General features: G+C 45.6%; 23 protein-coding genes. 18 read left to right on the plus strand and 5 right to left on the minus strand.

Going from position 1 to position 22598, the window contains the following annotated elements:
- The first annotated feature begins 119 nt into the window (after positions 1–119).
- The 4 genes from pgeF to brnQ all read left to right on the plus strand — a co-directional run bounded on the left by pgeF (position 120) and on the right by brnQ (position 3650).
- The gene (pgeF, locus tag ACPW7J_RS03105; protein ID WP_425756490.1) at positions 120–944 is read left to right on the plus strand and encodes a peptidoglycan editing factor PgeF; all 825 of its coding nucleotides are present in this window, start codon (positions 120–122) and stop codon (positions 942–944) included.
- A gap of 25 nt (positions 945–969) precedes the next feature.
- Positions 970–1728: a threonine/serine exporter family protein gene (locus tag ACPW7J_RS03110; protein ID WP_161873503.1), complete on the plus strand. Its 759-nt coding sequence runs from the start codon at positions 970–972 to the stop codon at positions 1726–1728.
- Positions 1728–2180 (plus strand): threonine/serine exporter family protein, encoded by a 453-nt coding sequence (locus tag ACPW7J_RS03115; RefSeq protein WP_425756492.1) that lies wholly within the window; start codon positions 1728–1730, stop codon positions 2178–2180. The genes ACPW7J_RS03110 and ACPW7J_RS03115 overlap by 1 nt, the downstream gene beginning before the upstream one ends.
- A gap of 195 nt (positions 2181–2375) precedes the next feature.
- Positions 2376–3650: a branched-chain amino acid transport system II carrier protein gene (gene brnQ / locus ACPW7J_RS03120; protein ID WP_425756493.1), complete on the plus strand. Its 1275-nt coding sequence runs from the start codon at positions 2376–2378 to the stop codon at positions 3648–3650.
- A gap of 12 nt (positions 3651–3662) precedes the next feature.
- Here the strand turns inward: brnQ and ACPW7J_RS03125 are convergent, their stop codons facing one another.
- Complete coding sequence (locus tag ACPW7J_RS03125) at positions 3663–4367, minus strand: helix-turn-helix domain-containing protein (RefSeq protein WP_425756495.1); 705 nt, start codon at positions 4365–4367, stop codon at positions 3663–3665.
- Positions 4368–4512: 145 nt separating this feature from the next.
- On the opposite strand from ACPW7J_RS03125, the gene ACPW7J_RS03130 reads away from it, so the two are divergent.
- The 6 genes from ACPW7J_RS03130 (at position 4513) to ACPW7J_RS03155 (ending at position 10561) form a co-directional block, all read left to right on the plus strand.
- Positions 4513–5010 carry a shikimate kinase gene (locus tag ACPW7J_RS03130; protein ID WP_425756497.1) on the plus strand — a complete coding sequence of 166 codons (498 nt, stop codon included), beginning with the start codon at positions 4513–4515 and terminating at the stop codon, positions 5008–5010.
- Between the two features lie 59 nt (positions 5011–5069).
- Positions 5070–5687, plus strand: a complete 618-nt coding sequence (locus tag ACPW7J_RS03135; RefSeq protein WP_425756499.1) for a flavodoxin family protein — start codon at positions 5070–5072, stop codon at positions 5685–5687.
- A gap of 35 nt (positions 5688–5722) precedes the next feature.
- Entirely contained in the window at positions 5723–6700 is a 978-nt protein-coding gene (gene bsh, locus ACPW7J_RS03140) for a choloylglycine hydrolase (RefSeq protein ID WP_425756501.1), read from the plus strand.
- 140 nt (positions 6701–6840) lie between these two features.
- Positions 6841–8628 (plus strand): ABC transporter ATP-binding protein, encoded by a 1788-nt coding sequence (locus ACPW7J_RS03145; protein WP_425756503.1) that lies wholly within the window; start codon positions 6841–6843, stop codon positions 8626–8628.
- Positions 8621–9091, plus strand: coding sequence for a hypothetical protein (locus ACPW7J_RS03150; RefSeq protein ID WP_425756504.1), 471 nt, complete (start codon positions 8621–8623; stop codon positions 9089–9091). Before ACPW7J_RS03145 ends, ACPW7J_RS03150 begins: the two co-directional genes overlap by 8 nt.
- Positions 9092–9133: 42 nt before the next feature.
- Positions 9134–10561, plus strand: coding sequence for an ABC transporter ATP-binding protein (locus tag ACPW7J_RS03155; RefSeq protein WP_425756506.1), 1428 nt, complete (start codon positions 9134–9136; stop codon positions 10559–10561).
- Between the two features lie 3 nt (positions 10562–10564).
- Here ACPW7J_RS03155 and ACPW7J_RS03160 read toward each other — a convergent pair whose 3' ends face one another.
- Positions 10565–11722 carry an NAD(P)-dependent malic enzyme gene (locus ACPW7J_RS03160; protein WP_425756508.1) on the minus strand — a complete coding sequence of 386 codons (1158 nt, stop codon included), beginning with the start codon at positions 11720–11722 and terminating at the stop codon, positions 10565–10567.
- Between the two features lie 174 nt (positions 11723–11896).
- On the opposite strand from ACPW7J_RS03160, the gene ACPW7J_RS03165 reads away from it, so the two are divergent.
- Positions 11897–13309, plus strand: a complete 1413-nt coding sequence (locus ACPW7J_RS03165; protein ID WP_425756510.1) for a YfcC family protein — start codon at positions 11897–11899, stop codon at positions 13307–13309.
- Here the strand turns inward: ACPW7J_RS03165 and ACPW7J_RS03170 are convergent.
- The gene (locus tag ACPW7J_RS03170; RefSeq protein WP_425756512.1) at positions 13306–14187 is read right to left on the minus strand and encodes a LysR family transcriptional regulator; all 882 of its coding nucleotides are present in this window, start codon (positions 14185–14187) and stop codon (positions 13306–13308) included. The genes ACPW7J_RS03165 and ACPW7J_RS03170 overlap by 4 nt on opposite strands.
- A 59-nt stretch (positions 14188–14246) precedes the next feature.
- Here ACPW7J_RS03170 and ACPW7J_RS03175 point away from each other — a divergent pair, with 59 nt between their 5' ends.
- From ACPW7J_RS03175 to ACPW7J_RS03205, 7 genes are all read left to right on the plus strand, one after another.
- Positions 14247–15344 (plus strand): M20 family metallopeptidase, encoded by a 1098-nt coding sequence (locus tag ACPW7J_RS03175; RefSeq protein ID WP_425756513.1) that lies wholly within the window; start codon positions 14247–14249, stop codon positions 15342–15344.
- A gap of 316 nt (positions 15345–15660) precedes the next feature.
- Complete coding sequence (locus ACPW7J_RS03180) at positions 15661–17247, plus strand: ABC-F family ATP-binding cassette domain-containing protein (RefSeq protein WP_425756515.1); 1587 nt, start codon at positions 15661–15663, stop codon at positions 17245–17247.
- 26 nt (positions 17248–17273) lie between these two features.
- Positions 17274–18068: a zinc dependent phospholipase C family protein gene (locus ACPW7J_RS03185; protein ID WP_425756517.1), complete on the plus strand. Its 795-nt coding sequence runs from the start codon at positions 17274–17276 to the stop codon at positions 18066–18068.
- A 142-nt stretch (positions 18069–18210) separates the two neighbouring features.
- Complete coding sequence (locus ACPW7J_RS03190) at positions 18211–19302, plus strand: aldo/keto reductase (protein WP_425756519.1); 1092 nt, start codon at positions 18211–18213, stop codon at positions 19300–19302.
- Between the two features lie 284 nt (positions 19303–19586).
- Complete coding sequence (locus tag ACPW7J_RS03195; protein WP_425757487.1) at positions 19587–19739, plus strand: DUF3791 domain-containing protein; 153 nt, start codon at positions 19587–19589, stop codon at positions 19737–19739.
- 94 nt (positions 19740–19833) lie between these two features.
- Positions 19834–19974, plus strand: coding sequence for a hypothetical protein (locus tag ACPW7J_RS03200; RefSeq protein ID WP_425756521.1), 141 nt, complete (start codon positions 19834–19836; stop codon positions 19972–19974).
- A gap of 95 nt (positions 19975–20069) precedes the next feature.
- The gene (locus ACPW7J_RS03205) at positions 20070–20666 is read left to right on the plus strand and encodes a GntR family transcriptional regulator (RefSeq protein ID WP_425756522.1); all 597 of its coding nucleotides are present in this window, start codon (positions 20070–20072) and stop codon (positions 20664–20666) included.
- A 69-nt stretch (positions 20667–20735) separates the two neighbouring features.
- Here the strand turns inward: ACPW7J_RS03205 and ACPW7J_RS03210 are convergent, their stop codons facing one another.
- Both ACPW7J_RS03210 and ACPW7J_RS03215 read right to left on the minus strand, forming a co-directional pair.
- Entirely contained in the window at positions 20736–22040 is a 1305-nt protein-coding gene (locus ACPW7J_RS03210; protein ID WP_425756524.1) for an MATE family efflux transporter, read from the minus strand.
- The gene (locus ACPW7J_RS03215; protein ID WP_425756526.1) at positions 22033–22491 is read right to left on the minus strand and encodes a MarR family winged helix-turn-helix transcriptional regulator; all 459 of its coding nucleotides are present in this window, start codon (positions 22489–22491) and stop codon (positions 22033–22035) included. Before ACPW7J_RS03215 ends, ACPW7J_RS03210 begins: the two co-directional genes overlap by 8 nt.
- Positions 22492–22598: the final 107 nt, after the last annotated feature.

Below are 22598 nucleotides of genomic sequence, written 5' to 3' on the forward strand. Positions count from 1 at the left end.
TGTGCAAATTGTATGCTGCGGCTTGCCGCAGCATTTTGATATAATCTAAAAATACCGGCTTGTGATTTTCTGCAATTTTTCGTATACTATATGGGAATGAATCGCGGCAGGAGGTAATCATGAGAGCATTTACAGAGCAGTATCAATTACATCAAGAGGGGGAACGAAAGTATTTGACGCTGCCCGCACTTTCTTGCTATCCGGAGCTTCAGCATTTGTTTACTACGCGGCATGGCGGTGTTAGCAGCGGCTGTACGGCCAGCTGGAATTTCGGGGCGTGGAGCATGGATAGCGAAGCGAATATCCGCAGGAACTATGAAATTTTGGCAGAGACTTTGGATACAGTACCGGAACAGCTGGTACGTACGGATCAGACCCATACGACAAATATTCGCGCAGTAACGGAGGAGGACCGGGGAAAGGGTATTACCAGACCGAAGGACTATTCTGATGTGGACGGACTTGTAACCAATGTAAAAGGAATTGCGCTGGTGACTGGTCATGCTGATTGCAACGCGGTGTTCTTTTATGATCCGGTTAAACAGGTGATCGGCCTTGCACATTCAGGATGGAGAGGAACGCTGGGAGGTATCGCAGCCGGCATGGTACGAAAAATGGCGGAATGTTACGGCTGTGCATCGGGTGACTTAATTACCGGACTTGGACCTGCGTTGTGTCAGGATTGTTTCGAAGTGGATGCTGATGTGGCGCAGCGTTTTTTTGACAAGAGTACAGATTACCAGCAATTTGCTTATATGCGGGGCATGAGGTATTATGTCGATTTAAAGGGCATTATCCGGCATGATTTGCTTTCTGCAGGAGTGCCGGAAGCACAGTTTCATGACATGGGACTGTGTACAAAATGCCATACAGATATGTTTTTTTCTCATCGGGGACACCATGGGAAACGAGGCATCATGGCGGCTGCCATGATGCTGGTGTGATAATTGTGAAAAAGAGGACGAGAGTATGCGATATTTACAGAAGGTTTTGCGGCTGACAGCAGGCGTCGGTGAAGAACTTCTCAGCTGCGGCGCGGAAATTGCCCGCGTGGAAGAAACCATGAGCCGGATTGCAAAGCACTACGGCACAACCAGACAGCAGGTATTCATCATTTCCAACGGGGTATTTGTCAATCTGGAAATGGGTGATGAACAACGAGAAACCAGCCTGCAGCCAGTCATGAGCAGCAGTACGGATCTCAATAAGCTTTGCGAGCTAAATAATTTGTCCCGGAAAATCGAACAGACTGATCTGGATATAGATGCGGCTATTTCCGAATTTGAGGAAATCAAGCAAGGCAGTAAGTACAGCAAATGGCTCCATGTGCTATGTTCCGGCATCGGTGCAGCGGCGTTTTGCTACTTTCTGGGCGGCGGCGCGATGGACTGTATGGCAGCGTATTTGATGGGGTTATTAGTATGGGGATTCTTTCTGGTATTGGAACGTTTCAATCTTTCGAAAGTGATCCTGTATATTGTAGCCAGCTTTCTGGCTGCAGGGGGCTGTGTACTGATGCTGAAAGCGGGTATGATAGAGAATCTTGATAAAGCTGTTGTCGGCGCGATTATACCGCTGCTTCCCAGCGTATCTTTTGTCAATGGAGTGCGGGATCTGGTGGATCAGAACTACATTTCCGGTGGGATTCGTCTGGTGGACGCGATTTTGCTGTTCACCTGCATCACCACAGGCGTATTTTTAGCTCTGCAGATGGGAGGAAATATGTGATGGTGGAATTTATTCTGCAGGGATTCGCAGCTTTTATAGGTACGGCGGCCTTTTCGGTACTGTTTAAAGTACCGGGAAGACACTGCGCAGTTTGCGGTTTAGTTGGATGGGCAGGTTGGATTATTTATACCGTTTGCCTCCCTTTTATGTCTTTGGCGATTGCGTCGTTTCTGGCAGCGGCGGTAATTGCGCTGCTTTCTAGAATTCTCGCGGTTGTTTGCAAAGTGCCTGCTAATGTGATCATGATACCGGGGATTTTTCCTATCATACCGGGTATCAGTATTTATAATATGATTTATGATTTGTTTATTGGAAATACAGTGCAGGGATTATCCAGCGGATTTGCTGTATTGAAAATTATAGGGGCGATGGTATTGGGTATGGTTGTTGTGTTCTCTTTGCCGCGCAGTCTGTTTCGTAAACGCCGGTTAGCAGGAAAGAGTGGTCAATAGAGTTTCCTGAAAAGCCCCTTTTTGATGACTTCTTGTTTTTTAACAGCGTATTCTGTCAAAATGAGTGAAATATGAAAAATAGTGTCGTATAATGAAACTATCGCGAAAAATATTTCCCATTAGGACACCTCGCATCGTTTGTCACTGCACTCTTTTTTCTATAAAATAACCTCATAAAATTTTTTGTGAGGTGAGATGATGAATAAAATTAAAACAATGGATTCCCTGACGATTGGCTTTGCCCTCTTTGCCATGTTCTTCGGCGCGGGGAATCTTATTTTTCCGCCGTTTTTAGGCCGGGAGTCAGGCGGTTCCTGGTTGATTGGCTTTATTTGCTTTATTTTTATCGATATCGGTATGAGTCTTTTCGCCATGATTGCGGTTTCCAGGCAGGAAAAAGGCGCCGAGGGGCTGACCGGCAGATTGGGAACAAAGCTTTCCACGCTGCTCTTATCCTTAAACTGTTTATGTATCGGCCCTTTTGTGGCGATACCCAGAACCGCGTCAATTACTTATGAAATTGGAATTTTACCAAATTTCGGTGAGATAAACTCATGGATGTGCACGGCAGGCTTTTTCTTTATCGCGTTCCTGCTCAGTGTTCGCCAGAGCAAAGTCGTGGATTTAGTGGGAAAATTCATGGCGCCGGTGATGTTTTTTGCCCTGCTGGCGCTGATTGGAAAGGGTATTGCTTCACCGATTGGTGAAATCGGACCGGCGGCGGAGACAGGCAGTGTAGTGAGAAGCGGGCTGCTGTCCGGTTATCAGACTATGGACATGATGGCCGCTTATATCTTTTCCGTGGCGATTCTACTGACAATTCGTCAAAAAGGATATAATGATCAAAAATCACAGTCCGCGCTGATTTTAAGAGGCGGTCTTGTGGCAACCGTTTTGTTGGTCGTGGTCTACGGAGGTCTTGCATATATTGGCGCGACTATGTCAGTTACAGTAAAAGAGACATTGTCGCAGCCGCAGCTTTTAATTCTGTTGACAGAGCAGCTTTTGGGGAAACCTGGTATGGCGTTGCTTGGGGTGATCGTGGCGTTCGCCTGTCTGACCACAGCTGTAGGACTTTTGACCTCCATCGCTTCCTTCTTCGCAGAAAAAACGGGGGTGAAATACGAAGCTCTGGTGGCAGGTTTTACGCTGATTTCGTGGGTGATCTCCAATTTTGGAACGGCGACCATTATCTCTATGGCAGCGCCGGTGCTGGATTTGATTTATCCGGTTCTGATTGTGCTGGTCGTGTTCGGATTGGCAGGACGGTTTATCCAGTCGGATACGACTTACCGTTTCGCGGCTTTTGGCGCTTTTGCGGCGTCAGCTCTGCTACAGATTGGAAATATCTTCAAGGTAGATATTTTTGCCAGCCTGCTGCCTCTTTCTGACCTTGGCTTTGGCTGGCTGATACCGGCAGGAGTTTTTGCTGTCGCCGGCTTTATGAAAGCCGGCAGTATCCACCGCTGAAGGTAAGGAACGTCAACGCCGAAGAAGCGCAACGATACCGGTATTACGAATTCGTCTCAATTCTGCCTGATCAAAAGCCAGAGCGGAGAGCATAGTTTCGTTTTCGGGAAGCGGTTTTTCAGAAATCACCGCTTTGCATGAAACCGGTACCAGACTGGCAAAAGAAAGTCCGGTGAGAAGACCGACGTCAAAGAGCAGGTTGTCCAGATTGGAGCGATAGCAGACGGACACCTGCTCTATATTGTTTTTTTGGTTGACCACGTGGAGATGGGTAAAGATGTCCTGCTTTGTAATCGAGCCATAGTAAAATCCCTGGCATTTTTCGGGCTGCTGGAAAGAAGGCAGGCCGTAGAAGATGGATGCGTCCTGATGGCGCAAATTGCTGGCTTCACCGCTTTGGCTGTAGATTTCTATGAGACTTCTGGTCAGAATGCCGCTGCGACCTGCCAGATTATATAGATAAAGCCGCTGCACACTGGTTTTCGCTCCGGTGTTTGCTGCCTCCTCTGGTGTAGAAAGCAGTACATGGGGCGGTATTTGAAGCAGCTGACAGATTTCATGAAGTGTTTCTAAATCCAGCGCTATGGCGCCGCGCTCATATTTGGAAATGGTGGATTTGGTTTTGTGCAGCGCACTTGCGAATTTCTGCTGGCTGAGACCCTTTGATTTTCTGATGGTGCGGATTCTGTTTCCGACTTCTTTGCTGTATTGGTACATATTTTACACATCTCCTTTGCATATATTTTACATCATGGACGATCGGTTTTCCAGAGGTTCTTTTGCTGGGGCAATTTTATCATATTACTTGTGAATTTATAGTTTTTCACGTATACTATAGAAAAGACAGGAGTTTAAGATAAAAATGCAGAATATTATTTTAGTAGGAATGCCTTCCTGTGGGAAGAGCACGGTAGGGGTTGTCCTGGCGAAGACAGTGAACAAAGGATTTGTAGACACAGATCTTCTGATTCAGCAGCGGGAGAAAAAAACGCTGCAGGAGATTATCAACAGCAGCGGTAATGAATATTTTCATCAGGTGGAGGAATCGGTGCTGTTGGATTTTGAAGGGGAGGATTGTGTAATTGCTACCGGCGGCAGCGCCATTTATTTTGACCGCGCCATGGAAAAATTTAAGGAAAAAGGTGTTATTATCTATTTGCAGGTAACGCTGGATACGGTGTTTGAGCGTCTGTCCAATATTAAAACACGCGGCGTGACGCTGGAAAAAGGACAGACTTTGGCGGATCTTTATGAACAGCGAGTACCGCTTTATGAAAAGCATGCTGACGTGACGGTGGTGTGCGATGGCTGTACAGTAGAGGAAGTTGTGGAAAAAATTGTTGCGGCGCAGGGTTATTAGGCCGGCCGCGCATGGAATCAGGAAATCTTGCATAAGCTGGTAACGAGGAGGATTTTGGAATGAAAGTATTGATGATCAACGGAAGTCCGAGAAAAAACAGCAATACAGGTATTGCACTGGCGGAAATGGAAAGGATATTCGTAGAAGAAAAGATAGAAACAGAAATTTTGCAGATCGGCGGGCAGGAGATCAGAGGCTGCATCGCGTGCGGCAGCTGCGCGGAAAAAGGCTGCTGCATCTTTGATGATATGGTAAACGAGGCGGCTGTAAAGTTTGCTGAGGCTGACGGTCTGGTTATTGGCAGTCCGGTCTATTATGCTTCTGCAAACGGTACTCTGGTATCTTTTCTCGACAGGCTATTTTACAGCACGCCCTTTGATAAAACGATGAAGGTTGGAGCTGCGGTGGCGGTAGCGCGGCGAGGCGGTTTGTCAGCGACCTTTGATGAGCTGAACAAGTATTTTACAATCAGTGGTATGCCGGTGGCGTCCAGTCAATATTGGAACAGTGTGCATGGAAGACTGGCTGGTGAAGCGGCGCAAGATGGGGAAGGGATGCAGACTATGCGGACGCTGGCCAAAAACATGGCTTTTCTGATGAAAAGTATCGCGTTGGGAAAAGAGGCATACGGACTGCCTGAAAAGGAGAACCGTATTTCGACACACTTTGTCAGATAGCTATAAATTTTTATGATTGGGGGAAAGGGATTACTATGTGTACGTCCATTACTTATAAAACGAAGGATTTTTATTTTGGAAGGACATTAGATTATGAGTTTTCTTATGGGGATGAGATTACCATAACACCGCGAAACTACCCGTTTCATTTTCGAAAAATGGGTATGATGGGAAGCCACTATGCGATGATTGGGATGGCGTATGTGCCAGAGGATTTTCCGCTGTATTATGAGGCTATTAATGAGGCGGGGCTTTGCATCGCGGGACTGAACTTTGTGGGTAACGCGGTGTATCAGAAAGAAGTACAGGCAGATAAGGATAATATCGCCCAGTTTGAATTGATTCCGTGGATTCTGGGTCAGTGTGTTTCCGTAAAGGAAGCTCGGAAGCTGCTTGCCAACGTTAATCTGATTGACATTCCGTTCAGCAGTACCCTTCCGCCGGCACAGCTGCACTGGATGATTGCAGATCGAGAGGAGGCCGTTACGTTAGAATCCGTTGCAGAGGGGCTGCGCACATATGATAATCCGGTTGGCGTCATGACCAACAATCCGCCCTTTGATGAGCAGATGTTTCAGCTGAACAATTATATGAGTCTATCGACCTGTGAGCCTGAGAATCACTTTTGCGATAAGCTACCGCTGCACACTTACAGTCGCGGCATGGGCGCTTTGGGACTGCCAGGGGATTTATCCTCGCAGTCGCGTTTTGTTCGGGCTTCTTTTGTGAAAATGAACTCTGTCTGCGGTGACTCGGAAGAGGAAAGTATCAGTCAGTTTTTTCATATTATGGGTGCGGTAGATCAACAGAGAGGCTGCTGTGATTTAGGAGACGGCAAATACGAGGTGACGCTCTATACGGCTTGCTGCAACGCGGATAAAGGCATTTACTATTACACCTCCTACGATAATCATCAGATTTCGGCGGTGGATATGCGAAAAGAAAATCTGGAGGCATCGGAACTGATCCGGTATCAGCCAGTGCAGGGAGAGCAGATTTATTTACAGAACTGAAGATTTTTGTGTTTGTCAGCGGTCACACCGAGGAGTGTGACTGCTTTTTTTCTATTTCGCTTGACTAAAGAACAAATGTTCATTATAATGATAAGATATAAACAGATTCAGGACGTTGTGTTTGAAGAAGGAGTGATCGCTTGATTTTTGGACGTCATATTAATCAATATTATCTTCGATATGCACCGATGCTTTTCATCGGTATGGCAGCGCTGCTGCTAGTGGATCTCCTTCAGCTGGCGATTCCCAATTTGTATCAGTTGGTGATTAACGGAATCAATCAGGGGATTGTGGAAATTGATGGGGTAAAAGTTTCTTTTGATATGGTTTTTCTGCTTGACAGAATCTGCATGCCGATGACGGGGATCATTCTTGCCATTGTCTTCGGCCGTTTTCTGTGGCGCGTCATGTTTTTCGGAGCGGCGGTTCGCGTAGAGGCAAAACTTCGTGAGAATATGTTTGACAACTGTCGCTGGTTAAGCTGCGACTATTATCAGCACAACAAGGTCGGTAATTTGATGAGCCTGTTTACCAATGATCTCGATACAGTACAGGAGTGTTTTGGGTGGGGCATTATGATGTTTTTGGACACGCTTTTTCTCGGGGCGCTGGCAATTGCAAAAATGTGGAGAATGGACGCGGCGCTGACGCTGCTTTCTCTGATTCCTATGGTGTTTCTGCTTGCCAGCGCTACAGTGGTAGGCAGATATATGATGGTGAAATGGGATATCAGACAGGAAGCCTTTTCAAAGCTGTCTGATTTCTCTCAGGAAAGTTTTTCGGGAATTGCTGTCATCAAAGCCTTTGTAAAGGAAGCAAGGGAATTGCTGGCATTTCAGAAATTGAATATAGAGAATGAAAAAGCAAATATCGATCATACGAAGGCTTCTGTGCTGCTTCGGATTCTGGTTACGATGTTTGTAGAGAGTGTTATTTGTATCATCCTGGGCTATGGCGGCTATCTTGTCTATAAAGGTGTTTTTAACGCAGGAGAGCTGGTAGAGTTTATTGGCTATTTCAATGCGGTGGTGTGGCCGATTATGGCAGTTTCTGAACTGATCGACATGACGTCCAGAGGAAAAGCATCTTTGAATCGAATTGGAGAGCTTTTGGACGCAGAGCCTACAATAACGGATCGTCCGGGCGCGGCTGCTCTGGAAGACGCCAGGGGCGAAATTCATTTTGAGAATCTGTGCTTCCATTATCCTGGCGAAAACAGGGAGGTATTGTCGAATATTACCTGTACCATAAAAGCAGGGGAACAGGTGGGGATTGTAGGAAAGACTGGCGCGGGGAAAACGACTTTAGTTGATTTGCTCCTGCGGACCTATAATGTGGATGACGGTATGATTTTTCTAGATGGCAGAGAAATAAATGATCTGACGATTGCCTCTGTACGGGAAATATTTGCCTATGTGCCGCAGGATAATTTTCTTTTTTCAGATACAATCGCGCGAAATATTGCTTTTGGAAATGACGGAAATGTTTCACGGATGGAGTATATTGAGACGGCGGCGGAGATGGCTGATATTGGCGAGGATATTTGTGGGTTTACCGCGGGCTATGACACTGTGTTGGGCGAAAGAGGTGTGACGGTATCCGGCGGACAGAAACAAAGGATTTCTATCGCAAGAGCATTGATGAAGGATGCGCCGGTATTGATTTTGGACGATTCGGTTTGGGCGGTGGATACCAGGGCTGAAAGAGCAATTTTGCAGAATTTGCGTACGGTGCGAGAAGGCAGGACGACGCTTCTGATTGCGCACCGTATTTCCACCATAGAGCAGATGGATCGGATTTTGTTTTTAGAAAACGGGCGTCTGACAGCGGTGGGCAGCCACAAGCGGCTTTATGATAGCTGTCCGTCATACCATAGAATGGTTGAACTGCAAAAATTGGAAGAGAACGGAGAAGACGAAAATGCATAACTATCTTCCCCTTCTGATTGTAGGCGCGATTATTGGCGTATTCACATTGATTTTCAGCCTGACTTATCTGATGGAAAAAAACAGGAAAGAGGAATTGGATTTTGACCGGCATATGAAAGACGGAGAGCTTATTAGCAGACTTATGGCTTATGTCGGACCTTACCGAAAGGAATTTGTAAAAGTGTTTCTGCTTTTGCTGTTTTCTGTTGTCTACGATTTAGTTTCTCCCCTTTTGATTGGATATATCGAGGAAACAGCAAAGGGAGTGTTTGCGTTGTCTTATCTTTGGACGACGGTGGGACTTTACGCTGGAATTTTGGTTGTTAGTATGCTTTGCACCTATGGACAGTCTATGATTTTGCAGCGTACAGGACAGAAAATTCTTTCCGCTCTCCGTGAGGACGTTTTTATCCATATAGAAGGTTTATCCCATGGGCAGCTTTCGTCTATCCCTGTAGGGTAGCTGGTTACACGAGTTACCAATGATACGAACGCCATTTCCTATATGTTTACCAATATTCTGGTGACATTGATTAAGAATATGGTGGTGATTATAGGTGTGCTGGCAGCCATGTTGACGCTTAACTATGCACTGACGCTGATGGTGCTCTGCTTTGTGCCTTTTGTAGTGTTGTTTACCGCGCTTTTTCGCTACTTTTCCCGCAAAGTTCACCGTAGGGTAAATAACGCCACCACAGATGTAAATACATATTTGTCGGAAAATCTGTCGGGCATGAAGATTACGCAGATTTTCAATCAGGAAGATCGCAAGATGGAGGAGTTTCGGCTGAAAAGCGAAACACTGCGCAGGGCAAAAAAGGACAGAATTTTCGTCTTCGGAATTTTTCGTCCGATGGTTTATATGCTGTATGTATCCTCAGTAATGGGACTGTTTTATCTGGGAGGACGGGGATATATTGACGATTTGCAGATGTTTGGTCAGACCATAACCAGCGGTGTAGTGGTAACCTTCTACATGTATATTTCTCAATTTTTCAATCCAATTCAGACATTGGCAGAACAGTTTGATATGCTGCAGCGATCTTTTGCCGCCGCGGAAAAAATATTCACCATCATGGATATGGCGTCGGAAATTGTAGATGAAACGCCTGACTCTCTGAGCCCTGAGGTAAAGGAAGATGATGGTGAAGCAGGGGAACTCATTGAACTGGAAACCCTACGGGGCGAGATAGAATTTCGTGATGTTTGGTTTTGCTATAATCCGGGCGAGTGGGCGCTGAAAGGCGTGTCCTTTCACGTGTATCCGGGGCAGACTGCGGCGTTTGTTGGCGCGACAGGCTCCGGAAAATCTACTATATTGTCGCTGATCTGCCGGAATTACGACATTCAGAAAGGACAGATTTTCATTGACGGCATCGAGATTAGAAAGATTAAAATCGCATCTCTGCGCCGTCACTTTGGGCAGATGCTGCAGGATGTATTCCTGTTCTCCGGAACTATACGCAGCAATCTGATGCTGCGTGGTGATTTTACGGATGAAGAAATTTGGCAGGCTTGCCGTTATGTCAATGCCGACAGCTTTATATGCAAGCTGAAAGACGGCTTAGATGAGGAAGTGCGGGAAAGAGGGAATAATTTTTCTGCAGGACAGCGCCAGCTTTTATCTTTTGCCAGAACAGTGCTGCATCGCCCTTCTGTGATGATTCTTGACGAGGCAACGGCCAATATTGACACGGAGACGGAGCTTCTGATTCAGGATTCTCTGGAGAAGATGCGAAATATTGGAACCATGCTCATTGTGGCGCACCGCCTTTCCACCATACAGCATGCGGACAATATTATTCTTCTATCCCACGGAGAAATCGTAGAGAAGGGCAGCCATCAGGAACTGCTTTCAAAGAAAGGCAGATATTATCAGATGTATATGCTGCAGTACAGTCGTAGCCAACTGGAGGATGAATGGGCTGAGTAAGATTTATTCTTTTGTCCAGGCGAGACGCACTGCATTGGCGATTGCCGGCGTTACATCAGGATGGAATGGAGTAGGAATAATGTACTCGGGAGAAAGTTCACTTTCTGTGACGACACCAGCGAGAGCGTAAACCGCAGCCAGCAGCATTTTATCTGTGATTTTTTGCGCATGTGCTTCCAGCGCACCCTTAAAGAGCGCGGGAAATACCAGTACATTGTTAATTTGATTGACGTAATCAGAACGACCCGTACCAACTACAGCGGCGCCAGCGGCAATCGCTTCATTAGGCAGTATCTCCGGTATTGGATTTGCCATGGCAAAAATAATGGGCTGTCTTCCCATAGAACGGATCATTTTCTGGGACAGGATACCGGCAGTGGAAACACCGATAAAGACGTCGGCTTTTTCAAGGGCATCAATTAATGAGCCTTCTTGATTGTCAGGATTTGTAAAGGTTAAAAGCTCTTTTTTTGCGGCATTAAGATTTTTTCGATGTTTTGCAATGATACCTTTGCTATCACATAAGATGATATTTTTGCAGCCCAGTTTTGATAGCATTTCTGCAATGGCAGTACCTGCGGCGCCTGCGCCATTAATTACGACTTTGCTTTCTGCTATCGTCTTTTTCGTTACTTTTAATGCATTGAGCAAAGCTGCACAGGTGACAATTGCTGTCCCGTGTTGGTCATCATGGAATACTGGAATAGAGAGCTCTTTTTTTAGCGTACGCTCGACTTTAAAACAGGCAGGCGCTGCAATATCCTCTAAATTGATGGCGCCAAAGCCTGGTGCAATGTGTTTTACTGTTTTGATGATTTCATCAGGGTCCTGGGTATCAAGACAAATGGGAAAGGCGTCCACATTGGCGAAACGTTTAAATAATGCAGCTTTACCTTCCATGACGGGGAGACCGGCAAGTGAACCGATATTGCCTAAGCCCAGGATTGCTGAGCCGTCAGTGACAATGGCAACAGTACGATTCTTGCAAGTGTATTTTGATGCGTTTTTAGCAGAATCGGCAATGGCAAGACATGGAGCGGCTACGCCGGGCGTGTAGTAAATTGCCAGATCTTCTTCTGTATCAATAGGAACTGTGGCAGCTATTTTGATTTTACCTTTGGCTTCCTCATGGCATTTCAGGCTTTCTTTTTCATAATCCATTAGAGTTTATCCTTTCTTTCAGCTTTCTAATGGTATTATAAGGGGTGGAATGCAAGAGTTAAAATATCGAAAAAAGAATTTGCCATAAAAAATATTTATTTCAAATTCATTTTTTTATATTTTACGAATGAAAATACACGAACTATACTGGACTTGTAAAAAATTTCTGATTTTATGGAAAGGAAGAACAATGAACGAAAAAAGAAGAAATTCAAAGTGCCGCATACTTATGTGATTTTATCACTTGTTATATTAATTGCGGCGGTATGTACTTATTTTATTCCCGCAGGTCAGTATGATCGTGTAGAAGTAAACGGCAGATCTGTAATTGATGCGTCCAGTTATCATACGGTGGATGCAAATCCGGTAGGATTCTTTGATCTTTTTAAGGCCATTCCGCAGGGTTTTCAGGATGGCGCTCAGGTAATCTTTTTTATTTTTATTGTTGCAGGATGTTTTAATATCGTTATGGCGACAGGCGCCATAGAAAGAGGCATCGGTAAGCTGGCTTACGCAACACGGGGCAAGGAAAAACTGTTAATCCCAATTGTACTTACCATTTTCGCGTTGATGGGCGCGACCTTTGGAATCAATGAAGAAGGCATTATATTTGTTCCAGTAGGAATTGCCCTTGCAAGAGCCCTTGGTTATGACTCTATCGTCGGCATGTCAATGGTGACGCTGGGAGCGGCAATTGGATTTAGTTCAGGGATTATGAATCCTTTCACTGTCGGTGTTGCACAGGGAATCGCTGAGCTCCCTCTTTTTTCAGGGTTCGGACTGCGTATTGCAGTTTGGGTTGTAATGCTGATTATCACAGCAATCTATGTTATGCGATATGCCAAAAAAGTGAAGGATAATCCAAGAATTTCTTATGTGGCGGACTTGGAAAAAGAAGAATCTGAGATAAAGATTGATCTTGAAAAATTAGAAGACCTTACGAAAAGAGATTGGCTGGTTCTTGCTGAGGTTATTGTATGCTTTGGCATTCTGATCTGGGGCGTATTTAAATATGGATGGTATCTGACGGAAATTTTTGCTCTATTTGTGATTATGGGCATTGCTGCAGGAATTTTGGGCGGATTTGGTCCGAGTAAGATTGCTACAGAATTTGTAAATGGTGCAAGGAGTATTGTCTTTGGCGCTCTTGTTGTGGGACTTGCAAGGACTATTCTGGTTGTTATGACAGATGGAATGATTATTGACAGTGTAATCCGTTCCTTATCTGCTGCAATTTCTCATTTACCAAAGAGTATTGCTGCAGTAGGCATGATGCTTGTGCAGGCATTTATTAACTTTTTTATTCCATCAGGATCAGGCCAAGCGGCGGCGACTATGCCGTTAATGACGCCGCTGGCAGATGTCCTTGGATTGACCAGACAGACCGCGGTTATGGCATTCCATTTTGGAGACGGCTTTACCAATTCAATTATACCTACGTCTTCTGTACTGATGGGAAGCCTGTCAGTTGCCAAAATTCCATATGAAAGATGGCTGAAATATATTGCGCCTCTTATGGGAATCTGGATTGGAACTTGCGCAATATTTATGGTAATTGCAGCGTTGATTAACTACGGCCCTTATTAAATTCCAGTATGAAATATCGCTTTCGGATGTTCACTTAGATATTGATAGAGCTGGGAAGCGCCGGAGGAAAGGCGTTTCCCTTTCTTTTTTATAATACTGATATTTTGGGTGATTTCATTTGCAAGCGGAATAGTGCGGATAAGAGGATCCTTTGCAAAGGCTTCTGGAAACTGTAAAGTGGAAGCCAAATTTTCTCGAATGTAGTTCCTTATAGTAACCAGTTGATTGGAGCGAAGTATATATTTTGGTGTTACCCCATAGCTTTTAAATGTTCTCTGCATTAATTCCCCGGGATAAAAAAAGATTATACGCTCGTTTGTCAATTCTGAAATATGGATTTTTGCTGCTTTTGAAAGCGGATTATGAATACTGGTACAAAAGTGGATACAACTTTTTTGCAATATGGTATAATCAATATTAGGGTAAAAATCATCCTCTAGAAGAATAACTGCTAAGTCTAACTCATCATTCTTTACAGCTTCTTCTGCATCAACGGAAGACATTTCAACAATTTCAGGTTCCAAGCTGAACTTGCGTGCGGCGATTTGATTGAGTTGAGGAAGCACGACAGAACCTACGGCAGGAGGAACACCTATGCGTACAGATGTTCGGCGCAGATTTCCAAGATCTCGCATTTCATCGATTAGAGATTCTAATTGAGAGAGGATCGAGGTAGACTTATTTAGGAAGATTGTTCCTTCATTGGTCAAAGCAACGTTTTTGTTCGTGCGAATCAGGAGTGTTACACCGAGTTCTTCTTCTAGATCGCGAATGGCTTTTGTAATGGCAGGCTGTGAAATATGAAGACTGTTAGCCGCTTTTGTGATATTCATATATTTACATACATATTTAAAATAATAGAGTTGATTCAGTTTCATTATAAGGACCTCCTACGAGGAAAGTATACCATAAACATGAAAAAAAGAAAGGAAGAATTATGAAACAATTACAGGACTTTCGCAGTCAGCTGGCTGCACTTGTGAACATAGACAGTAATAGTGCAGATCGCGAAGGAGTTGGGAAAATTGGAAAATATTTGTCCAGGAAGTATCTGGAGATGGGACTTCTGGTAGAAGCTTTTGATGATGATACGCGTATACAGGCAAAGAGCCATGATGAAGAGGATTTCGACCTTCTCTTTGTGGGTCATATGGATACCGTGTTTCAAAAAGGAACGGCGCAGCAGCGACCGTATAAAGAAAAGGATGGATTCGCGTACGGCCCTGGGGTTGCGGACATGAAAGCAGGTTTAGTTTTGATTCTGCATCTGGTGCAGGCGCTTCGCAGGGAACGGCCAGATCTTCGAATTTGCATTGCCAACAACGGTGATGAGGAGATTGGTTCTATCTGTTCAATGGACTGGCTTCAGGAGCTTGCCAGGCATGGAAAGTATGCGTTTGTCTTTGAACCAGGCCGTGGAGGAAATGCTTTTGTTAAGGCAAGAAAGGGTTGCGAGGATTTAGCTGTAAAATTCTATGGAAAAGCATCTCACGCAGGGGCTGCGCCGCAGGATGGGGCAAGCGCGGTTCGGGAAATGGCCAGATGGATTATGGAACTGACAGCGATGCAGAATTTGGAAATAGGAACTTCTGTTAATGCTGGTATTGTTAGAGGAGGATGCGCTGGGAATGTAGTTGCGGATTTTGCAGAAGCGCTGTTTGATATTCGCGTAAGTTTGCCTGAGGAACTGGAACGGATAGAGCAGAAAGCAGAGGAATTGCAGGCAAATAGTTTTGTTCCTGGGGTACGTGCAGAAATGGAGTTTATAGGTCGTATGATGCCAATGAATCCATCGGCAAAGACAAAGGAGTTGATTTCGAAGATTGATCAGCTTGCTGAGAAAAAACAAATGTCTGTGGGATGGGTTTCCACCGGCGGCGTGTCAGATGCAAATCATATTGCGCCTCTTGGCATTCCAACTATTTGCGGATGTGGACCGTGCGGAGGAGGCTTACACAGTGCGGAAGAATATTTGGAAATTGAATCGATAGAGAAAAGATTTGATTTATTGTTTTCATTGATGAAAGAATTATAGAAAAAAATCGGCGTTTTGCCGATTTTTTTGTGCAGAACTACCTTTTGTTAGTCAGGCATGCATGATGTTTCTTGCTTTAACAGATCAAATGCAACCGTAAGCAAAAAAGAATAAAAAAACTGCGTAGGCGCTGTGTGTGGCTTTCTTTCCTGGTGGGTTTGTGGTATAATGAACGCAAATGATTGAAACGGCGTTGCCGCAAGGAAGCGTTCATTGAATCATGACTTGCGATTCTATATTCAGAGGAATCGTCATGGTATAATATCTATTCAAGTATAATTTGAAAAGATGAAAATAACATAAAGGAGCAGGAATTGTGATTGATGTAGTAAACGTGAGTTTGAATTTCAGCGGACAGCCGCTGTTTAAGGATGTGGATCTGAAGTTTACGCCGGGCAATTGTTACGGCATTATCGGCGCTAACGGTGCGGGAAAGTCCACGTTTCTTCGGATTTTATCGGGGGATTTGGAGCCAACCACGGGACATGTTTCGGTGAAGCCGGGCGTGCGTATGTCGGTTTTGAAGCAGGATCACTTTGCTTACGACGCATATACGGTTCTCGATACCGTCATCATGGGAAATGCCAGGTTGTATCAGGTGATGCAGGAAAAAGACGCCATCTATATGAAAGAAGATTTCAGCGATGCGGACGGCATCAAAGCGGCAGAGCTGGAAGCGGAATTTGCGGAGATGGATGGCTGGGAAGCGGAGTCCGATGTAAGCAGATTGATTCAGGGTCTGGGTCTTTCCAATGACATTTTGTACAGTCAGATGAGCGCGCTGACCGCTAAGGAAAAGGTAAAGGCGTTGCTGGCGCAGGCGCTCTTTGGCAATCCGGGCATTATCCTTTTGGACGAGCCGACCAACCATCTGGATGTCAAAGCCATCAACTGGCTGGAAGATTTTCTGATGGATTATGACGGCACGGTCATCGTAGTTTCTCACGACCGTCACTTTCTCAACACGGTTTGTACCAATATTGTGGACGTGGACTATGGTAAAATTAAGATGTATGTGGGCAACTATGAGTTCTGGTATGAGTCCAGCCAGCTGGTGCAGAAGATGGTGAAAGACCAGAACCGCAGAAACGAAGAAAAGATTAAGGAACTGCAGGCGTTTATACAGCGTTTCTCTGCAAATAAATCTAAGTCCAAACAGGCGACCAGCCGTCGGAAGCTTTTGGACAAGCTGACGGTGGAGGAAATGCCGGCGTCGTCCAGACGGTATCCTTTTGTGGGATTTACCATGGATAGAGAGCCGGGTAAGGATATCCTCATCGTGGAAGGGCTTTCCAAGACCATCGACGGAGTCAAGGTGCTGGACAACATCTCTTTCCGCGTGAACAAAGAGGATAAAATCGCCTTTGTCGGCGAAAACGAAATTGCAAATACCACGCTGTTTAAGATCATTATGGGGGAAATGGAGCCGGACGAAGGTTCCTATAAATGGGGCGTGACCATTACGAATTCCTATTTCCCGATGGACAATTCAGCGTTTTTCAACGGCTGCAGCCTGAATCTGGTAGAATGGCTCAGCCAGTACACCAGCGAAACGACGGAAACCTTTATGCGCAGCTTCCTGGGCAGGATGCTCTTTTCGGGAGATGATGTGTACAAGGAGGTACAGGTGTTGTCCGGCGGTGAAAAGGTGCGCTGCATGCTTTCCCGGATGATGCTGTTCGGCTCCAACGTGCTGGTTTTGGATCAGCCGACCAACCACCTGGATTTGGAATCGATTACGGCGGTCAACGACGGGCTGAAAGCCTTTAAGGGCAATGTGCTCTTTGCTTCTCACGACCACGAATTTATTGAAACCATCGCCAACCGGATTATGGAGATTCGCAAAGACGGCACGTTGATCGACCGGCTTTGCACTTATGACGAATACATTGCAGAACAGTAAGGCACCGACGATTGGGGGATTAGAGTATGCCGGGATTTTATGCGCATCATCGCTTTGGCAAAGCGGCGCTGACACATTTGCCACCTGACTTGCAGGCGGTTTGCCAAAACTACCGGGCGCAGTTTGACATCGGACTGCAGGGACCGGATCTGTTTTTCTTTTATAAGCCGCTTGCGGCAAACCGGGTGGTGAAATACGGACACCATTTGCACAAAATCAGCGCCTACCCGTTTTTTGAACACGCCCTTTCGGTCATCGAACGAACGGGTGTAGACAGCGGGGCGTACGCCTATTTGCTGGGGTTTATCTGTCATTTTATCTTGGACAGTCAGTGCCACGGCTATGTCAATGAGATGGTCTCGGAAATCGGGGTATCCCATTTGGAAATCGAAGAAGAATTTGAAAAGCATCTGCTGCGCGCTGATGGAGCGCATCCTTTGGCGTTTCCTATCTATGATCTGGTGCCGCAGGATCGAGAAACGGCGGAGGCGATCGCGCTGTTTTACGAGGGAATTACGCCCAAAATCGCAGAACGGGCTCTGGCGGATTTGCGCCGGGTGAAGCGTTTTTTCACTGCGCCGGGTGTGTTGAAGCAGAACTTCATCAACGGTGGCATGCGACTTTCGGGAAAGCACTATTCCAGCCTGAAAGGGCTGATGAATCAGCGCAAGGACAATCCGAAATGCGCGCAGACAAGCGAGGCGCTTTTTGAGCTGTTTTCCGAAGCGGTTCCGCTGGCGGCTGTCATGATGGAAAGCTTTGACGACAGTCTGCGGACGGGAAAGCAGCTGGCGAAGCGATTTGACCGGAATTTCGAGTAAAGGATGTTTCAGTGGAACACACGAGGATTTGAGCTGCGCGGGTTTGACGCTTGCCGCGAGGAGAAGTATTGGACATGGATGTTTTTAGGTGGTAAACTGAATTTGATGAGACTTTGGAAATAGAAAACAATAGGAGATCGTTATGGAATATCGTGTCAACCGTCGCACAGGCGACAGAATCAGTGAAATTGGAATGGGTGCGCATCTGACTCCCGCGACAGAAAAAGAGGGCGTGGAAACCCTGCAGATGGCTTACGAAGCTGGTATCAACTTTTTTGACTTCGCGGCAGCAGAAAGCGCTTGTTTTGATTATTATGACAAGGCTTTCGGCGATGCCAGAAAGAATGTGTTCTATCAGATTCATTTTGGTGCAGAATTTACCAGCGGCGTTTATGGAAAAAGTCTTGTGCTGGATGATGTGAAAAAATCCATCGACTGGCAGCTTTCCAAGCTGAACACGGACTATATCGACTACGGTTTTATTCACTGCCTGGACACGGAAGAAGAATGGAACAGGTATATCGATAACGGCGTTTTGGCATACATAGAAGAACTAAAGCGGCAGGGCGTGGTGCGTCACATTGGCATGTCCTCACACACGCCTGCGGTAGCGGCGCTCGGTCTTAACACTGGCCTTGTGGATATGCTCATGTTCAGCATTAATCCGGGTTATGACTATTGTCACGGCGAGTACGCGGTCGGCGCATCTGATGAGCGCATGGAACTTTACAAACGCTGTGAGAAAGAGGGCGTCGGTATTTCAGTGATGAAAGTTTTTTCTGCCGGACAGCTGCTTTCTGCGAAAACTTCGCCGTTCGGCAAGGCGCTGACGGAACTGCAGTGTCTGCAGTACGCGCTGGATAAGCCAGGAGTGCTGACAGTGCTTCCGGGTATCATGAATAAATCGGAGCTTCAGCGAATTTTGACTTTTTACGATGTTTCACTTTCGGAAAAAGACTATTCTATGATTTCCTCCCTGACGCCGGCGGAAGTGAAAGGTGTATGCGTGTACTGCAACCATTGCCAGCCATGTCCGGCGGGGCTGGATGTGGGTCTGATCAACAAATATTATGACCTGGCAAAAGTGGGCGATTCCCTGGCGGCGGATCATTACCGGAGACTAGAACCGAAAGCAGGGGCTTGTACGGCTTGCGGGCATTGTGACAAAACCTGCCCGTTCGGCGTTTCCCAGAGCCAGCGGATGAAAGAGATCACGGCGTATTTTGGCGCGTAAAAATGATTGAGAATGATGGAGACCGGCTGTAGGATATTTTTGGTGCAGTTGGTCTTTTGTAGTTTTTGAATAGGGCTGACCTAGATGTGATAAGAGCGGATGACTGATAAAAGGATTGAATTTCAAATGAAAATCTGCCATAATATATTTATATAGGAGCATTTTGAATCATAATTTGGCAGGGCTTCTGAGTGATTCAAAGGAAAAGAGAGGCAAGATAGGAATGACGAAAGAAGTATTGTCATTTGTTATATTTGATTCACGCCTGTGCGGATAAATGGGGAGTGAAACCGTCTGCGGCGTATCGACAAATGCAGTGTGTAAACTGCATCACTGATTTTTTAGCGCCAAATTATGAAATTCTTCATACACAAAGTACGCAGTTTGTAATAGAAGACATCGTTGAATATCTGAGCGTAAGGGGGATTCACATATGATGATTTACCATGGTTCCAATACGATAATTAAAAATCCGGATGCAGAGCATTCGTTCAGATTGTTAATTTACGAATCATACTATGAGGTGTGAACATGGATGAAAAAGCATTGGACCTTTACTATAACAGCAAACTGGCTGACAAGATACAGGATGGAAAAGAGGGAATTCAGTATCTGGATTATAAAGTGTTGACGCAAATACTCATTGATACAGAGGCAGAATTCTTTTGCTGAGATTGCGCTATGTTCTCTCTTGTAAAAAAGGCTTGTTCATGGTAAAATTTTTATAATATATCAGTGAAATGTATGCAGAAAGGTAAACTCTCGGGATGATGACGGAGAAGAAATCTACAAAAATTTACGAGGCAATCAGAGCGGATATTGTAAATGGAAGAATCGATACGAGGACATTTCTCAATGCTGGCGAGATTGCGGAGAAATATCAGGTAAGTAAAGCGCCGGTCAGAGACGCGTTGCAGGTGCTCTGTGATCAGGGTTATCTGGTCAGCTATCCGCGAAAAGGATATATGATCAATATTTTCAGCAAGGAAGAAGTGAACAAGATTCAAAATGTGCGCCGCCGTGTGGAAGCTTACAGCGTGGAACTTGCTATCGCCCATGCCAGCGACGACGCGATTCTTTCCCTGAAGCCTTATGCTGACAGAAATTTTCAGATGGGAGAAAGCCTGTATGTGGATTCGCTGCGAGAGGGAAGTAACAATCTGCGCTTTCATGTGCGGCTGGCGGAAATCGGAGGCAACGAATATTTGCTGGACATTGTAAAGAATCTGGCGGGGAAAATTACTATGGCAAATATAGATACCTCGGCGGATTTCAGTTATCACGAAAAAATCATCGAGGCTCTTTTGGAAAGAGACGTCAAAGCGGCAGTCAAATATCTGGAGGCAGATTTGGGGACCCTTTGATGTTCGCAGATAACAAATATAATATGCCCGCAGCGCAAACCATGGAAAGGTTTGTGCTGTGGGCTTTTTCTATGCGGCAATTTCCTGTTTGTCAACACGCAGCTTCAAAAGAAGCGCCAGAATGGCAGATAAAATTCTCGCGAGGACGGTACTCCACCAGATCATGATCTGCCCGCCGAAAAGAGGGGGCAGAAGCAGCATGAGAAGGAGCATGAATGTCGGCTCTATGAACGTCAGAATGTAGGAAAAGGCAGTTTTTTCTGTAGCATAAAAGCTTGCAGTCGTGACGCGTACAATGGCGACAAAAGGGACAGAAACCAGAAAAATTGGGATGATTTTCACAATTTCTGCATTGACCGCTGCTGATGCACCAAACAGAATGCCCAGATTTTCCCGCATCAGATACATCACAATACAGCCGAGAACAGACAGCAGCAAGGCGAACCCATAGGCAAATTTTCTCGTATTCTTCAGCGCTGTAAAGTCTTTTTCGCCGTAGTGGCGGCTGAGCAGAGGCTGGCTGCCGTCCCCGACTCCCTGCAAAATCAGGTAGATGATGCAGATGATATAGGCGATACAGGCATAGGTCGCAACGGCTTGTTCACCACCGTAAGAGATGGAAAAGCGGTTGATGATAATCAGAGAAATATTTGGCGCCATGGCAAGACCAAAAGGTGCGATACCGACTTTTATGATAGACGCGGATACAGCCGCCAGTTTGGTGAGGGGAATCTGCAGCGTAAACTGCTTTTTTCGCAGCATGTAAATCAGCGCCAGAATCATTGTTACTCCCTGGCTGATGACAGTTGCCAGCGCCGCACCCCGCGCGCCTTGTGCCAGTATCCAGACAAACAGGTAGTCTAAGATAATATTTGTGACAAAACCTGCAATCATACAAATCATGGCATAAAAAGAGCCGCCGTAATTTCGGATAAAGGGGATTAATCCCGTACCGATGACCTGCAGACCTGCCCCTAAGGCGATGACAGCAATGTATTCTTTTCCAATAGAAAGCAATTCTTCTCTTGCACCAAGCATTTCTAAAATCACAGAGTTGAGCAGAAAAATAGAGAGTGTCAGGATGATGCTGGAGATTAACAGCGTCCATAATGCGCCAGCCGTGAACATTTTGGCTTTGTCCTCGTTATTCTCTGCCTGATTGATGGTGTAGTAAATGGCGCCGCCCATGCCGATGCCGGTGCCGATGGCCTGAATGACCGCCACAATCGGATAGGCGATGTTGACTGCCGAAAGTCCCACATCGCCGACGTAGTTTCCTACAAAGAAGCCGTCGACGATGGCGTAAACGCCTGATAAAGCAAAGGCGAGCACAGAGGGCAACACATATCGAAAAAAGGTTTTCTGATCAGTCATTTTTATCTATCCCTCCTGCTTTGCGAAACAGTTCTACGAATAAAGTAGTGTTTTCGTTTAATTGCTGCATTTTCTCCATACCCATTTCTTCTACTGCAGAAAGCTCCACCTTTCGAAGTTCGGAGATGACCGATGCGGCATATCCTTTTCCGGCGGCGGTCAGCTTAATCACCTTATTTCTTTTGTCTGACGGTAAAGGGCGCAATTCTACCAGTCCATTTCGTTCAAGATCTTTCAGAATCATATTGACCGTTTGCTTGGGAATCATCCATCGCTGGCTGATTTTCTTCTGTGTGCAGTTTTCGCAGTCTTCCGAAAGGGCGGATATGACCAGCAGACTATTGAAGGATAGACCGTGGGATTTTGCGTATGCCTCATACACATAATTACACTCTTGCCACGCCGTGTAATACAGGTTTAGTTGTTCCATTAATTTAGAATTGTTTATCATGTAATACCTCCTATTGAATAGTCCGGTTCCGTACTATATGTATATTTTAGTCCAAAACCGGACTAAAAGTCAAGGAAAATTTACAGAAGAATTTTTTGTCAATGAAA

Source organism: Ihubacter sp. rT4E-8, assembly GCF_049852125.1.
Lineage (GTDB): Bacteria > Bacillota > Clostridia > Peptostreptococcales > Anaerovoracaceae > Senimuribacter.